This window comes from Terrimonas ginsenosidimutans, assembly GCF_022012415.1.
Classification (GTDB): Bacteria; Bacteroidota; Bacteroidia; order Chitinophagales; family Chitinophagaceae; genus Terrimonas_A; species Terrimonas_A ginsenosidimutans.
Genome location: NZ_JAKLTR010000004.1, coordinates 280,621 through 293,161, shown reverse-complemented (window position 1 = coordinate 293,161; position 12,541 = coordinate 280,621). Strand labels below are relative to the sequence as shown.

General features: G+C 46.7%; 13 protein-coding genes. 8 read left to right on the top strand and 5 right to left on the bottom strand.

Going from position 1 to position 12,541, the window contains the following annotated elements:
• Positions 1–490: 490 nt before the first annotated feature.
• Positions 491–1,465, bottom strand: coding sequence for a YitT family protein (locus tag LZZ85_RS08750; protein ID WP_237870711.1), 975 nt, complete (start codon positions 1,463–1,465; stop codon positions 491–493).
• A gap of 112 nt (positions 1,466–1,577) precedes the next feature.
• Here LZZ85_RS08750 and LZZ85_RS08745 point away from each other — a divergent pair, with 112 nt between their 5' ends.
• The 5 genes from LZZ85_RS08745 to LZZ85_RS08725 all read left to right on the top strand — a co-directional run bounded on the left by LZZ85_RS08745 (position 1,578) and on the right by LZZ85_RS08725 (position 6,665).
• Entirely contained in the window at positions 1,578–2,675 is a 1,098-nt protein-coding gene (locus tag LZZ85_RS08745) for a Nif3-like dinuclear metal center hexameric protein (protein ID WP_237870709.1), read from the top strand.
• A gap of 50 nt (positions 2,676–2,725) precedes the next feature.
• The gene (locus LZZ85_RS08740) at positions 2,726–3,481 is read left to right on the top strand and encodes a zinc ribbon domain-containing protein (protein ID WP_237870707.1); all 756 of its coding nucleotides are present in this window, start codon (positions 2,726–2,728) and stop codon (positions 3,479–3,481) included.
• Between the two features lie 276 nt (positions 3,482–3,757).
• A complete protein-coding gene (gene recN / locus LZZ85_RS08735; protein ID WP_237870705.1) occupies positions 3,758–5,413 on the top strand; it encodes a DNA repair protein RecN in 1,656 nt (551 codons plus the stop codon).
• Between the two features lie 86 nt (positions 5,414–5,499).
• Positions 5,500–5,721, top strand: a complete 222-nt coding sequence (locus LZZ85_RS08730) for a hypothetical protein (RefSeq protein WP_237870703.1) — start codon at positions 5,500–5,502, stop codon at positions 5,719–5,721.
• Between the two features lie 128 nt (positions 5,722–5,849).
• Positions 5,850–6,665: an enoyl-ACP reductase FabI gene (locus tag LZZ85_RS08725; protein WP_237870701.1), complete on the top strand. Its 816-nt coding sequence runs from the start codon at positions 5,850–5,852 to the stop codon at positions 6,663–6,665.
• A 248-nt stretch (positions 6,666–6,913) separates the two neighbouring features.
• Here LZZ85_RS08725 and LZZ85_RS08720 read toward each other — a convergent pair whose 3' ends face one another.
• Entirely contained in the window at positions 6,914–7,135 is a 222-nt protein-coding gene (locus LZZ85_RS08720; RefSeq protein ID WP_028787673.1) for a DUF2795 domain-containing protein, read from the bottom strand.
• Positions 7,136–7,346: 211 nt separating this feature from the next.
• On the opposite strand from LZZ85_RS08720, the gene LZZ85_RS28585 reads away from it, so the two are divergent.
• Positions 7,347–8,477: an ATP-binding cassette domain-containing protein gene (locus tag LZZ85_RS28585; protein ID WP_284698422.1), complete on the top strand. Its 1,131-nt coding sequence runs from the start codon at positions 7,347–7,349 to the stop codon at positions 8,475–8,477.
• A 53-nt stretch (positions 8,478–8,530) separates the two neighbouring features.
• Here the strand turns inward: LZZ85_RS28585 and LZZ85_RS08705 are convergent, their stop codons facing one another.
• From LZZ85_RS08705 to gatC, 3 genes are read right to left on the bottom strand one after another with little or no spacing between them, the layout of a single operon-like run.
• Entirely contained in the window at positions 8,531–9,100 is a 570-nt protein-coding gene (locus LZZ85_RS08705; protein WP_237870699.1) for a cob(I)yrinic acid a,c-diamide adenosyltransferase, read from the bottom strand.
• A 42-nt stretch (positions 9,101–9,142) separates the two neighbouring features.
• Positions 9,143–9,859, bottom strand: coding sequence for an ABC transporter ATP-binding protein (locus LZZ85_RS08700; RefSeq protein WP_255724024.1), 717 nt, complete (start codon positions 9,857–9,859; stop codon positions 9,143–9,145).
• 24 nt (positions 9,860–9,883) lie between these two features.
• Positions 9,884–10,174 (bottom strand): Asp-tRNA(Asn)/Glu-tRNA(Gln) amidotransferase subunit GatC, encoded by a 291-nt coding sequence (gene gatC / locus LZZ85_RS08695; protein ID WP_237870697.1) that lies wholly within the window; start codon positions 10,172–10,174, stop codon positions 9,884–9,886.
• 559 nt (positions 10,175–10,733) lie between these two features.
• On the opposite strand from gatC, the gene trpS reads away from it, so the two are divergent.
• Together trpS and LZZ85_RS08685 are read left to right on the top strand one after the other, a co-directional pair.
• Positions 10,734–11,732, top strand: coding sequence for a tryptophan--tRNA ligase (trpS, locus tag LZZ85_RS08690; protein ID WP_237870695.1), 999 nt, complete (start codon positions 10,734–10,736; stop codon positions 11,730–11,732).
• A gap of 98 nt (positions 11,733–11,830) precedes the next feature.
• Positions 11,831–12,466, top strand: a complete 636-nt coding sequence (locus LZZ85_RS08685; RefSeq protein ID WP_237870693.1) for a deoxynucleoside kinase — start codon at positions 11,831–11,833, stop codon at positions 12,464–12,466.
• Positions 12,467–12,541: the final 75 nt, after the last annotated feature.

Genomic DNA, 12,541 nt, shown 5'->3' with positions numbered 1-12,541 from the left:
TTTCCCATGGATTCCCTTTTGCCTAAAGCGATCTTTACAACAGAGAAATTTCTTAGTCACCGTCATTTTCAGGACTGGTGGAGGAGGGCAGTCCTGAAAAGGGCGGTGCGTTTTTTTATTGCATCTATGATCAAAAAACAGAAGAATGAGATAGGAATTGTGGAATGATACAATTGAAAAAGTGGGCGACGACAGTCAAACGCAGCAATGCGGTTGCTGTCGTATGCCCATTTCTGCCCTGCGCGCGCAGCGATGAATGAATCAGCGCGCGGAAATGAACGTGTCATGGCGCGCGCAGCGGTCAAGGATCGTAGCGCGCGACGAATATATTAACCCACCCCCGGGAAGTCATAGCCCCCGGTTCTGTTAAACCTTTTGCGGGATATCAACCTCTGAAACCCCTGAAACCGATAAAACCTCAGGAATCTCTGAAACCTGAAACTTTTAAACTTTTAAACCTTTAAACCTTCTCCCTTCTGCCTCCCCTGTCTCATTCCTTCAACGGTCGCTTCTTCACCATTCCTCCCCGGGTATCTTTAATGCTCTGCATAACAATAAAGGCATTCGGGTCTATCTTTTCCACCTCATTGGTAAGCCGGCTGATCTCCAGGCGGGTTACAACAGTGAACAGAATATCCGTGGCTATATCGCTTTCCCCTCTCTTGCCGAATCCACGGCGGCCGGAATAAACGGTCAGGCCGCGCCCCATTTTTTGTTTGATAAAAGTGGCGATCTCTTCACTTCTTGGAGAAATGATCGTAACGCCGGTAAACTCTTCAACCCCTTCCAGGATAAAGTCGACCGTTTTTGAAGCCGCGAGATAAGTAAGTATCGCATAGAGTGCTGTTTCCGGAGAAAGCAAATAAGCGGCAAATGAGAAGATCAGGATATTGAATACCAGAATAAAATCGCCTACACTCAGGCTTCGTCTTCTGCTGAGAAAGATGGCAAGGATCTCCGTGCCATCGATCACGGCGCCGCCCCGGATCGTTAACCCGATGCCTGCTCCGAGAAAAAAACCTCCGAACACTGCCACCAGCAGCTTATCATTGGTAACGATCGGGTAGGGGATGACGACAATGGCAAGAGCCAGCAATGAGATCGCAACAATACTACGGATGCTGAAACCTTTACTGATCTGTTGCCAGCCCAGCAACAAAAAGGGAATATTGATCAGGATGATCATAGCCGAAAGTGAGATCTGTGTTTTGGCATTTATCAGCAATGAGATGCCCGTTACTCCACCATCGATGAAGTTATTCGGCATAAGGAAGCCTTTCAATCCAAAACCGGCAGATAACACACCAAGGCCTACCAGCAATGCGCTGCGTATGCTCCCTCTGATCGCTTTCTTCTTTTGCCATGACAACTTCGCCTGCCTGTACCTGCTCGTTGACTCCTGCTCGGTTTTCCCCAAAGTCAAAATAATCTTTTCCCGCAGATTGCGGATAAACCGTATCGCCATTGGACGGGCATTTATTGGATTTGTTGGATTATTAGGATTACCATCTTAAATATAACGTTTAATTTGCCGGGCAGAATCCCATTGATCCAACAAATCCAACAAATCCAGTTCAATGCCTGTTATTGCAGAGATCATTTCCTTTCTTGAGTCCGTAGCACATCCCTCTCTTCAGGAGACGTATGATAACGCGGGATTGATCATCGGTCATCCTTCCTGGGAATGTACAGGTGTGATCTGTTCGCTGGATGTCACAGAAGAGGTGATCAGCGAAGCGATCTCGAAAAAATGTAACCTGGTGGTAGCACATCATCCGATCGTTTTCCGGGGGCTCAAGAGGATCAACGGACATAATTATGTGGAACGCACGGTCATCGCGGCGATCAAACACGATATTGCGATCTATGCGATCCATACAAATCTGGATAACGTGCAGCACGGTGTGAGCGGTCGTATGGCAGCCCTGCTGGGTTTACAAAAGCTGATGGTCCTTGATCCGAAAGAACATACATTGAAGAAGCTGTTCACATTCGTACCGGCAGACAAGGCGGAGCAGGTCCGTCAGGCGATGTTCGCAGCCGGCGCGGGTCAGATCGGAAACTATAGCGAATGCAGTTTTAACTCGGAGGGAAGCGGAACCTTCCGGGCGGGACCCGGCTCAAACCCCTATGTGGGACAACAGGATGTACGGCACAGTGAGGCGGAAATAAAGATCGAGGTCGTCTTTCCGGCATACCTTGAATCCCCTGTCGTGGCGGCTTTAAAAGGCAGCCATCCGTACGAAGAAGTAGCATTTGATGTCGTTGCCCTGGTAAACAGGCATCCTCAAATAGGCTCCGGGATGGTAGGAGAACTGCCAGCTGCGATGGAGGAGACTGTTTTCCTGGAAAGGGTAAAGGAGATTTTCGGACTGAAGGTTATCCGTCATACACCATTGACAGGCAGATCCGTCAAAACCGTAGCAGTCTGTGGCGGTGCGGGTAGTTTTCTGATTTCCAAAGCATTAAGAGCAAAGGCCGATATGTATATCACGGCTGATATGAAATATCACGAGTCTTTTGATGCCGAAGGCCGCATGGTGATCGCTGATATAGGCCATTATGAGAGCGAACAATTCACCATAGCCTTGCTGCAAGAGGTTTTAGAGGAAAAATTCCCTACCTTTGCCGTCCTTAAAACTTCTGTCAATACCAATCCTGTGCAGTATTTTTAAGCCGGGTCTGCTGAAAAGCGGCCAAACAAACTTCAAACTATAATCAATACATGGCAAACATTAAAGAATTTTCTGTAGAGGAAAAACTTACTTCTTTAGTTACCCTGCAAAAGATCGAGAGCAAAATGGACGAGATCCGTATCCTGAAAGGAGAGCTTCCTATGGAAGTTGCGGACCTTGAAGATGAGATCCAGGGATTGAACGCCCGCCAGATGCGTATCGAAGAGGAGATCAATGGTGTAACGGATTTTATTACGCAAAGGAAAACGGCGATCAAAGAAGCGGAAGAACTCGTAAAGAAATACGAGAAACAAAGCAGCAATGTAAAGAACAACCGCGAGTTTGAAGCTATCAATAAAGAGATCGAAATGCAGCAGCTTGAAGTGAAGCTTGCTGAAAAACATATCAAGGACGCAACGGAAGAAATTTCTGAAAAAGCTGTTCTGCTTGAAAAAGCAAAAAAGAACATCGCGGTAAAAGAAGGCGTTCTGTCTACAAAGAAAGGTGAGCTTGAAAAGATCATCGCTGCAAACGAAAAAGAAGAGAAACATTTTGCTGCCCAGGCTGAAGAGGCAAAACAACATGTTGATCCGCGCTTGCTCGTGAGCTACGAAAAGATCCGCAAAAGCTACCGCAACGGCCTGGCAGTAGTTCCGGTTGAACGTGACGCCTGCGGTGGTTGCTTCTACTACATCCCGCCACAAAAACAGAGCGAGATCAAACAACACAAAAAAGTGATGATCTGCGAAAACTGCGGACGTATCCTGGTTGACGAAGACCTGCACAACGCTGTAGAGATCGCCTAGTTAAGAGGATGAAGAGGCGAAGGAGGAAAGGGAGGATCCTGATCTTACAACGTCGCTGAGATCTCTTAGATAAACATATTTTTTTCTTTTTTTTATTTTCCCCGTTCGGCTTCGGTCGCAACGGGGTTTTATTTGGCTACAGGGGAAAGAGAATATTCTAAGTTGAAGGATAAATTTCCAGTACAAAAATCTGCTGGATTGAAAAGTTTGACACTCCTTTACAAAACTCCTTTTCCTCTTTTCCCTCTTTCAAACTCTTAGCTTAATTTAGCAGGCATGCTGAGAACTCTTTCGATACAGAATTATGCGATCATAGATGAGCTGGAAATTGATTTTTCGGCGAGGCTCAATATTATTACAGGTGAAACAGGTGCGGGTAAATCGATCATACTGGGTGCGCTTGGTCTGATACTTGGCCAGCGGGCTGACTCAGGCGTGTTGGTAAGTAAAGACAGAAAGTGTATAGTAGAGGGGACCTTTGTTGCCGGAAGCAAGAAGGCTATTAAGCAATACCTCGTGGATAATGAATTTGATTTGCAGGAAGAAGTGGTGGTAAGAAGGGAGATCGCTGCAAGTGGCAAAAGCCGCGCATTCATTAACGATACGCCGGTCACTTTATCCCAATTGAATGAACTGAGTTCTTTACTGGTTGATCTTCACCAGCAGTTTGATACGCTGGAGATAGGTGATACCGATTTTCAACGGGAGGTGCTGGATGCTCTTGCGGGTAACGGAGAACTGCTGCAATCATATATGGTGGTCTATCGCAAATGGCAGGAGACAAAAAAGCAATGGGAGTCTTTAAAGGATCAGCAACTGCAGTTTAATAAGGAGGCCGATTATCAGCAGTTCCAGTATAATGAACTGGAAGAAGCGGCATTCAAAGAAAACGAACTGGAAGATATTGATGCGGAGTTGAAGATGCTAAGCAATGCAGAAGGCATCAAGACGATGCTGGATAAGATTAATTTCGAATTGCAGGAAAGTGAATCTCCTTTAGTGCCGCAGTTGAAAAGCCTGTTGCATCAGGTACATTCTTATGAAGCATTTCATCCGGGCCTTCCTCCACTGGCGCAGCGGTTACAGTCATTGCAGATCGAGTTGCAGGATCTGGCTGACGAATTTGAGCAGGTCAGCAGTCAGGTGAATTATGATCCTGTAAAGATAGAGCAGCTGAATGACCGTCTTTCGATGGGTTACCGGTTGCAGAAGAAGCATGGTGTTGGTGATACAGCGGGGCTCATTGCCATTCAGCTGCAATTAGGAGAAAAACTTCAGGCTGTTTTGCATATTGACGAAGAGATCACACAGAAAGAAAAAGAATCTGCACGCCTTTTTGAAGAAGCCGGGAAGCTCGCTAAAAAGATCACCGCAGCAAGAGTAAAAGAAGTAAAGCCGCTGGAAGATAAAGTAAACAAATTGCTGGTGCAGGTTGGTATGCCCAATGCCAGGATCAGGGTAGATGTCCGTGCAGATGAACTTCGTGAATTTGGTGCAGATGTGATCGAGTTTCTTTTCGACGCTAATAAAAGCGGGCAGTTCCATCCACTGCGCAAGGTAGCCAGTGGGGGTGAGTTAAGCCGCCTGATGTTATGCATCAAATCACTGGTTGCACAAAGTATTGATCTGCCTACAATGATCTTTGACGAGATCGATACAGGGATCTCCGGTGAAGCAGCGAAGCAGGTGGGGATCATCATGAAGGGGCTGGCATTGAAACGCCAGGTGATCTGCATTACACATCAGCCTCAGATTGCAGGAAAGGCTGATGCACATTATTTCGTGTATAAGGAAAAAGTAAAGGATACAATAAAGACGAATATCCGGGAATTGAAAACAGAGGAGCGGGTAACTGCTATCGCTCAGATGCTGAGTGGAGAAAAACCAACGGCAGCAGCGCTGGAGAATGCGAGAGAAATGCTCTCGAACTAAAGATCAAAAAGTAAAAAGTAAAAATAACCGGCTGGTTGAAGTCCTTTTTCTTGTAACCGGGATGCCCGATCAATAAAAACGTTGAAATGTCGGCGATCTATAAAATAGTACTGACGGTGATAGTCGCAGGGTTTGCACTCTTCGCTGGTTACAGGTTGTTCAGGTATTTCAACGAGAAGATCCAGGATAGTGCAAGAGGAAGAGATATCCTGGCTTATGCTGTATTATTCTTTTTAGTTTGCGCCGGCCTGTTTTTTGGTTCTTTTACGGCGTTAGCGCTGGTTTACCAGTTTCTCCGGGACAGCTAACCTGCACGGAATACAAATCAGGTCCATTCCGTTTCGGGCGGGCATTGCATATTCCCATGGACATTTTTTTAATTTTTACTTTTGAATGCTGACTTTTTATCTTTACCCGCATTTATAAAAATAAAATTATGGCTTATAATCTTTTGAAAGGTAAACGAGGCATTATCACCGGCGCGCTTGACGCCAATTCTATTGCATGGAAGGTGGCTGAAAAAGCGCATGAGGAAGGTGCAACTTTTGTACTGACCAATGCACCGATTGCCATGCGGATGGGAGAGATCAAGAAACTGGCGGAACAGACCGGTTCTGAGATCGTACCTGCAGACGCAACGAATGTGGATGAGCTGACAACGCTTTTCACCCGTTCACAGGAGATCCTTGGTGGTAAGATCGATTTCGTTCTTCACTCTATCGGCATGAGTGTGAACATCCGCAAGAATATCCCTTACACAGAGTCCAACTACGAATATTTCATGAAAGGCATCGATGTATCGGCAATGTCATTCCACAAGATGCTTGCTGTGGCTAAAAAGCTTGATGCGATCAGTGAGTGGGGAAGTGTCGTAGCCCTGACCTATATGGCGGCACAGCGTACCTACCCGTTCTATACAGATATGGCTGATATCAAAGCAATGCTTGAGTCCATTGCACGGAGCTTTGGTTACCATTATGGCCTCGATAAAAAAGTCCGGATCAATACTGTATCCCAATCTCCCACCAAAACCACAGCCGGTACGGGTATCAAAGGGTTTGGCGATTTCTATGATTATGCCAATGCGATCGCTCCTTTGGGCAATGCCAGTGCAGAAGATTGTGCTAACTATTGTATCACATTATTCTCAGATCTCACCCGCATGGTAACGATGCAGAACCTGTTCCATGATGGTGGCTATTCTACTACGGGAGTAAGTAATGAAGTGATGCAGAAGCTGGGAGTGGAGTGAAAATTAAAAATTAAAAAGTAAAAATTAAAAAAAGCCCTCCTTTTGGAAGGGCTTTTTTAATAAAGCAGATATATCAAAAGAATGTACGCGTGAGGGTGACGATGCGGGAGCTGGGAGTCGAGTGAAAAAGTAGAAATTAAAAAAAGCCCTTCCAACAGGAGGGCTTTTTTTATAAAGCAGATACATCAAAAGAATGTTCCCGTAAAGGACACTCATTTTTAATTTTGACTTTTTAATTTTTACTTTTCTTAGTATTCGTCTTCATTGAACAGAAAGTCATCCTGCGTTGGATAATCCGGCCAAATGTCTTCGATCGTTTCATACACATCGCCTTCATCTTCCAGTTCCTGAAGATTTTCCACCACTTCGATTGGAGCACCGCTCCGGATAGAATAATCAATCAGCTCGTCTTTAGTCGCCGGCCACGGCGCATCTTCCAGGTACGAAGCAAGTTCTAAGGTCCAAAACATCTTTCGAAAGGTTTTAAGTTTTTGAAATCCGGGAGTTCGGGGTGGTCAGCCGACCCCAAATTTCCCGCAAAACTAATTTTATTAACGAATTTTCCAAATCAATAGTTGCGCACAGATTGCAGGGAATTCATAAAAAGCAACTTTATACCCATTCCGGTTTTTGCCGGGGGGCTGGTTTTATGGATATTTGAGTTTCAAAACCCTTTCCAAGATGATCAAAGGCGCGAATATTCATAAAAAATACGGGACTGTAGAAGTGTTGAAGGGTGTGGACATGGAAATAAATAAAGGGGAGGTTGTCGCAATTGTGGGGCCATCCGGTTCGGGGAAGAGTACTTTATTACACATTCTGAGCACATTAGACCGGCCGGATGAGGGGCATATCGAAGTCAGCGGTAAAACGATCGAATATCAACCGCAGCTCAATCCGCCGCCTGCCGCATGGTGGAAACGAGCGATCAACCTTTTGATTGACATTGTTTTATCGGGTACAATTGCTTTTCTGATCGCCCAGATCACAGGTTTCCAGCTATCAGACGCTGATCCTGCCCTGGCTTCTGTTGGGGACGTGCTGGCAGGATTCTCCTGGGTCACCTACCTCTACCTGGGTATAATTATCATTCTTTATTACACCCTGATGGAATGGAGCACCGGCCGCACACTGGCAAAATTCATCACACAAACCAAGGTGATCGTTGAGGCGGAAGCAACCAGGCCGGGCTTTCTGATCTGCCTGATCCGTTCGGTCTGCCGATTTCTTCCATTGGAATTTATCAGCGGATTCTCCAAACGTCCTGTTACCTGGCATGACAGCCTTGCTTCCTCCACGGTGATAGACAGCAAACTGGCCTATCAGAAAAAGATGAGCCATAGCCTGACCCCAAAACAACTTTCACTGTTCCGCAACCAGCATATCGGTTTTGTATTCCAGTTCCATCATTTATTACCTGAGTTCACTGCTATAGAGAATGTTTGCATTCCGGGGTGGCTGGCGGGCCGTAAAAAGGCTGAAGTGAAAGCAGAGGCGGAGAGATTGCTCGAAATGCTGGGGCTCTCACATCGGATGGAAAACAAGCCTAATGAGATGAGCGGGGGCGAACAGCAACGTGTTGCCGTGGCGAGGGCACTGATCAACAAGCCCGGGATCGTGTTTGCCGACGAGCCGACAGGAAATCTGGATTCTGCCAATGCCCGTGATCTTCACCAGTTATTTTTTGATCTCCGGAAACAATTTAACCAGACCTTCCTGATCGTAACGCATAATGAGGAACTTGCCCAGCTCAGCGACCGCGTTCTGCGGATGCGTGACGGCCGTATAGAGGCAACGCCGGCCGATGCATAAATGAGAGCGACCATCATGGAACCGGTTCAATAAGATCCCGTGCAGCGTTAAGGCTAACCCCTGTCTATGCGGGGACGCCATGGCGTTTCCGGTACCTGTAAAAGATGCGCCGCAAAACGGGCAAGTGTGAAAAGATAATCGCTCAGGCGGTTGATATATTTGATCACGATCTGATCCACCTCTTCTCCCGCGGCTTGCAATCTGACGCAGGCCCGTTCGGCTCTGCGGCAAATACAGCGCGCAACATGCAATTGTGATACCGTAGGATGACCGCCCGGAAGAATAAAGGATTTCATTACGGGAAGCGTCTCATCCATCTTGTCCATTTCCTTTTCCAGCAGCGTAATATCCTCCTCTTTCAGATCGGGGATCTTCATCTTTGTCTCTTTTTCCGGGTCACACGCCAGCGAAGAACCGACTGTAAACAGCCTGTCCTGTATTTCCTGCAGCACATCAGTGGCAGTGATCCCATCCAGGAGGTCTTTGCAAAGGCCAATGTAGGAGTTCAGTTCGTCCACCGTCCCATACGCCTCTATGCGAAAATGCGCTTTGGATACTTTTGTTCCGCCTATCAGGGAAGTAGTACCCTTGTCACCTGTCTTTGTATAGATCTTGAATGCCATGTTGGAGTGGTTTAGATGTTGAAAGAGACCACCGGGAACGGTCTACGAATGCACTGCATTCGACATCCTTTCCGTTGGGCGGTCACTTTCAATAATGCCGTCACGAAGCCGGACAATGCGTTTGGAGTGATTAGCGATATCTTCTTCGTGTGTAACGAGGACGACGGTGTTGCCGCGACTGTGGATATCGCCAAAGATGGACATGATCTCGTAAGAGGTTTTGGTATCCAGATTACCGGTGGGTTCATCGGCAAGGATGAGAGCCGGATCGTTCACCAGTGCACGGGCGATCGCAACACGCTGGGATTGTCCACCGCTGAGCTCATTCGGTTTGTGGTGGCTGCGTTGGGTAAGATTTACCATGTCAAGCACATGCAGGGCTTTTTCCTGCCTGATCTTTTTGCTGATGCCTGCGTAAACAAGCGGAAGCGCCACATTTTCGAGGGCGGTCAGCCTGGGCAGCAGGTTGAATTGCTGGAATACGAAGCCGATGGTCTTATTCCGTACCTCGGCGAGGGAGTTATCGTCCATTTTACTAACGTCCTGCCCGTTCAATACATATTTCCCTCCGGTGGGGGTATCGAGGCAACCGAGGATATTCATGAGCGTACTTTTCCCGGAGCCTGATGGCCCCATCAGGGCCACATATTCGTTCTTATGAATGTCTAACGAAACGCCTTTTAGTATCTCAAGGGCATTTTTCCCCATGAAATAGGATTTGCGGATCTCTTCCAGGTGTATGATAGATGCATTGCTCATAATAGGATCGTTAGGCAGTCGTGGTTATTTCCTGATTACTTTGGGTACTTTGAAAAACTGATCATCATGCAACGGTGCATTCAGCAAGGCTTTATCCCGGCCGACGGAACCTTTGATCTCGTCTTCGCGCAGCACATTTGTTTCTTCACTCATATGAAGCAGCGGCTGAACGCCCTCAAGGTCCAGTTCATTCAGTTTTTCCACAAAGCTGATCATGCGTTGCAGGTCCGTTTTGATCTCAATTTTCTCATTGTCGTCAAAACGGAGCTTTGCGAGTTTAGCCAGCTTGTCTACCATGGAGTCGTTGATTTCCATCGGACAAATATAGAGGATAATGTTCGTTGTGCGATGGTCGATGGCCGATGACCGATGGCCGGGCTCCGCAGTTTGACAGTTCCGAAAAAATGCGGAGCCCCCCAAGGCTGCCGTGCACCCACATTTTTCCTTTTGTATGACCGAATAATTTCTTGATAGCTTGATGGCGTAAAGGAACGCGGCGGACGCGGCGATACGCGACGCGCGCGGCGAATACAAAGTCTGCTATGGCTGTTTTCGCTGCGTACGTCGCGTATCGCTGCGTACGTCGCGTATCGTCCGCCGCGTTCCTTTTACGCCATTCAAATACTTATGGGTACACGCTAGCCCGAAGGGGAGATTTCCATAAATACAGGAGATTCCTGTTTGCTGCTTGATTTCGGCCATCTGCCATCGGTCATCGGCCATCGATCACCCTCACCAGGAATCTTCCAACTAAACCCCCGCGCCCTGCTTCTGACCGCCAAACTCTCGTTATCTTCGCCGCCCCTTCGGGAGGTGGTAAAACGCCATCCCAGAAAGGGAGAAAGCCGGGAATTAAATAACCGGCATCAGCGTTATGGAAAAGAAAATCGTTATGAGCGGGATCCGGCCTACAGGTTTTTTGCACCTGGGGAATTATTTCGGGGCTCTCCGCAATTATGTACGCATGCAGGATGAGTTTGAATGCTATTTTATGGTGGCAGACCTGCATTCGCTTACCACGCATCCTGACACAAAAGAGTTGAAGGAAAATGTACATCGTGTGCTGTCGGAAAATATCGCGTGCGGACTGGATCCTGATAAGGCAGCTTTGTTTTGCCAGAGCCATGTTTATGAAACCTCGGAGTTATACCTGTACTTAAACATGCTGGCATATACCGGTGAGTTGGAAAGAACAGTGACTTTTAAAGACAAAGCCCGTCAGCATCCGGATAATATCAATGCCGGCCTCCTGACCTATCCGGTTCTGCAGGCTGCAGATATCATCCTTCACCGCGCATCGCTCGTTCCTGTGGGTAAAGACCAGGAACAGCATCTGGAGATGGCCAGGAATTTCGCTAACCGCTTTAATCACCGGTATGATGAAATATTCCCGGAACCGCATGCATTTAACTATGGGTCTGACCTGGTCAAAGTGCCGAGCCTGGATGGTAAAGGCAAAATGAGCAAGAGTGAGAATCAAATGGCGACAGTTTATCTTTCTGACAGCGATGATCTGATCATAAAAAAAGTGAAAAAAGCGTTGTCTGATTCAGGCCCTACTGAACCTAATTCAGCAAAGCCTGATTATATCGAAAATTTGTTTTTGCTTCTTAAGCTGTTCAGTTCCGAAGAAACACTTCAGAAATATGAGTCAGCATACAATGATTGCTCCATCAAGTACGGACATTTGAAAGAAGAACTGTGGACAGATATGATCAGGTTCATCTCACCGATCCGGGAAAAAGCTGAGTCTATCCGCGAAGACAAAGCGTACCTAAAGGAGGTGATGGAAAAAGGCGCCGCAAAAGCCCGTGCCAGCGCACAAGCTACCATGTCACTCGTCCGTGAAGCAATGGGACTCAATTATTACTAATATTTCTTTGCTTGAATGCAAAAACACCAGATAAATCAATATTTTTATTAGCGACGATTCGCGTTCATTCGCGCTGATTCGTGTCAACATTTGCGTTTATGGCAAAATCAAAGAAACCAAAGCATATAGCAGTAGCAGGAAATATCGGTGCGGGAAAGACGACTCTTACAGAAATGCTCAGCAAGCATTATAAATGGATCCCCAACTTCGAGGACGTGGATCATAATCCATACCTCATGGATTTTTATGAAGACATGCCCCGATGGAGCTTCAACCTCCAGATCTACTTCCTGAACAGCCGCCTTCAGCAACTGGTCGACATCCAGCGGGGAACCGAGACTGTCATACAGGATAGAACGATCTATGAAGATGCCAACATCTTTGCCCCCAATCTTCATGAAATGGGCCTCATGAGCAAAAGGGATTTTGATAACTACTTCAATTTCTTTCAGACACTAAAAACCCTTGTACAGCCACCTGATCTGCTCATTTACCTCAATGCCTCTGTACCTACACTTGTGGGGCAAATACAGAAACGCGGCCGGGAATACGAAGAGAACATCCGTCTTGATTACCTCAAGAGGCTGAATGAATATTATAACAAATGGATCGGTGCGTACACCGAAGGTCCACTGCTCGTAATTGATGTCGATAAGAACAAGTTCGCCGAAAAAGAAGAAGACTTCGGCGATATAATCAGCAAGGTGGATAGTCAGTTGTACGGGCTGTTCTGAGAATAAAAGTTTACCTGTTCAAAAGTTTAAAGGTTAGGATGCAAGAAGTATTTTTTGTTTTCTAACCTTTAAACT

Coding starts and splice junctions, on each gene's coding strand:
- LZZ85_RS08750 (WP_237870711.1), bottom strand. CDS start 1,465: ATGGCGATACGGTTTATCCGCAATCTGCGGGAAAAGATTATTTTGACT.
- LZZ85_RS08745 (WP_237870709.1), top strand. CDS start 1,578: ATGCCTGTTATTGCAGAGATCATTTCCTTTCTTGAGTCCGTAGCACAT.
- LZZ85_RS08740 (WP_237870707.1), top strand. CDS start 2,726: ATGGCAAACATTAAAGAATTTTCTGTAGAGGAAAAACTTACTTCTTTA.
- recN (WP_237870705.1), top strand. CDS start 3,758: ATGCTGAGAACTCTTTCGATACAGAATTATGCGATCATAGATGAGCTG.
- LZZ85_RS08730 (WP_237870703.1), top strand. CDS start 5,500: ATGTCGGCGATCTATAAAATAGTACTGACGGTGATAGTCGCAGGGTTT.
- LZZ85_RS08725 (WP_237870701.1), top strand. CDS start 5,850: ATGGCTTATAATCTTTTGAAAGGTAAACGAGGCATTATCACCGGCGCG.
- LZZ85_RS08720 (WP_028787673.1), bottom strand. CDS start 7,135: ATGTTTTGGACCTTAGAACTTGCTTCGTACCTGGAAGATGCGCCGTGG.
- LZZ85_RS28585 (WP_284698422.1), top strand. CDS start 7,347: ATGATCAAAGGCGCGAATATTCATAAAAAATACGGGACTGTAGAAGTG.
- LZZ85_RS08705 (WP_237870699.1), bottom strand. CDS start 9,100: ATGGCATTCAAGATCTATACAAAGACAGGTGACAAGGGTACTACTTCC.
- LZZ85_RS08700 (WP_255724024.1), bottom strand. CDS start 9,859: ATGAGCAATGCATCTATCATACACCTGGAAGAGATCCGCAAATCCTAT.
- gatC (WP_237870697.1), bottom strand. CDS start 10,174: ATGGAAATCAACGACTCCATGGTAGACAAGCTGGCTAAACTCGCAAAG.
- trpS (WP_237870695.1), top strand. CDS start 10,734: ATGGAAAAGAAAATCGTTATGAGCGGGATCCGGCCTACAGGTTTTTTG.
- LZZ85_RS08685 (WP_237870693.1), top strand. CDS start 11,831: ATGGCAAAATCAAAGAAACCAAAGCATATAGCAGTAGCAGGAAATATC.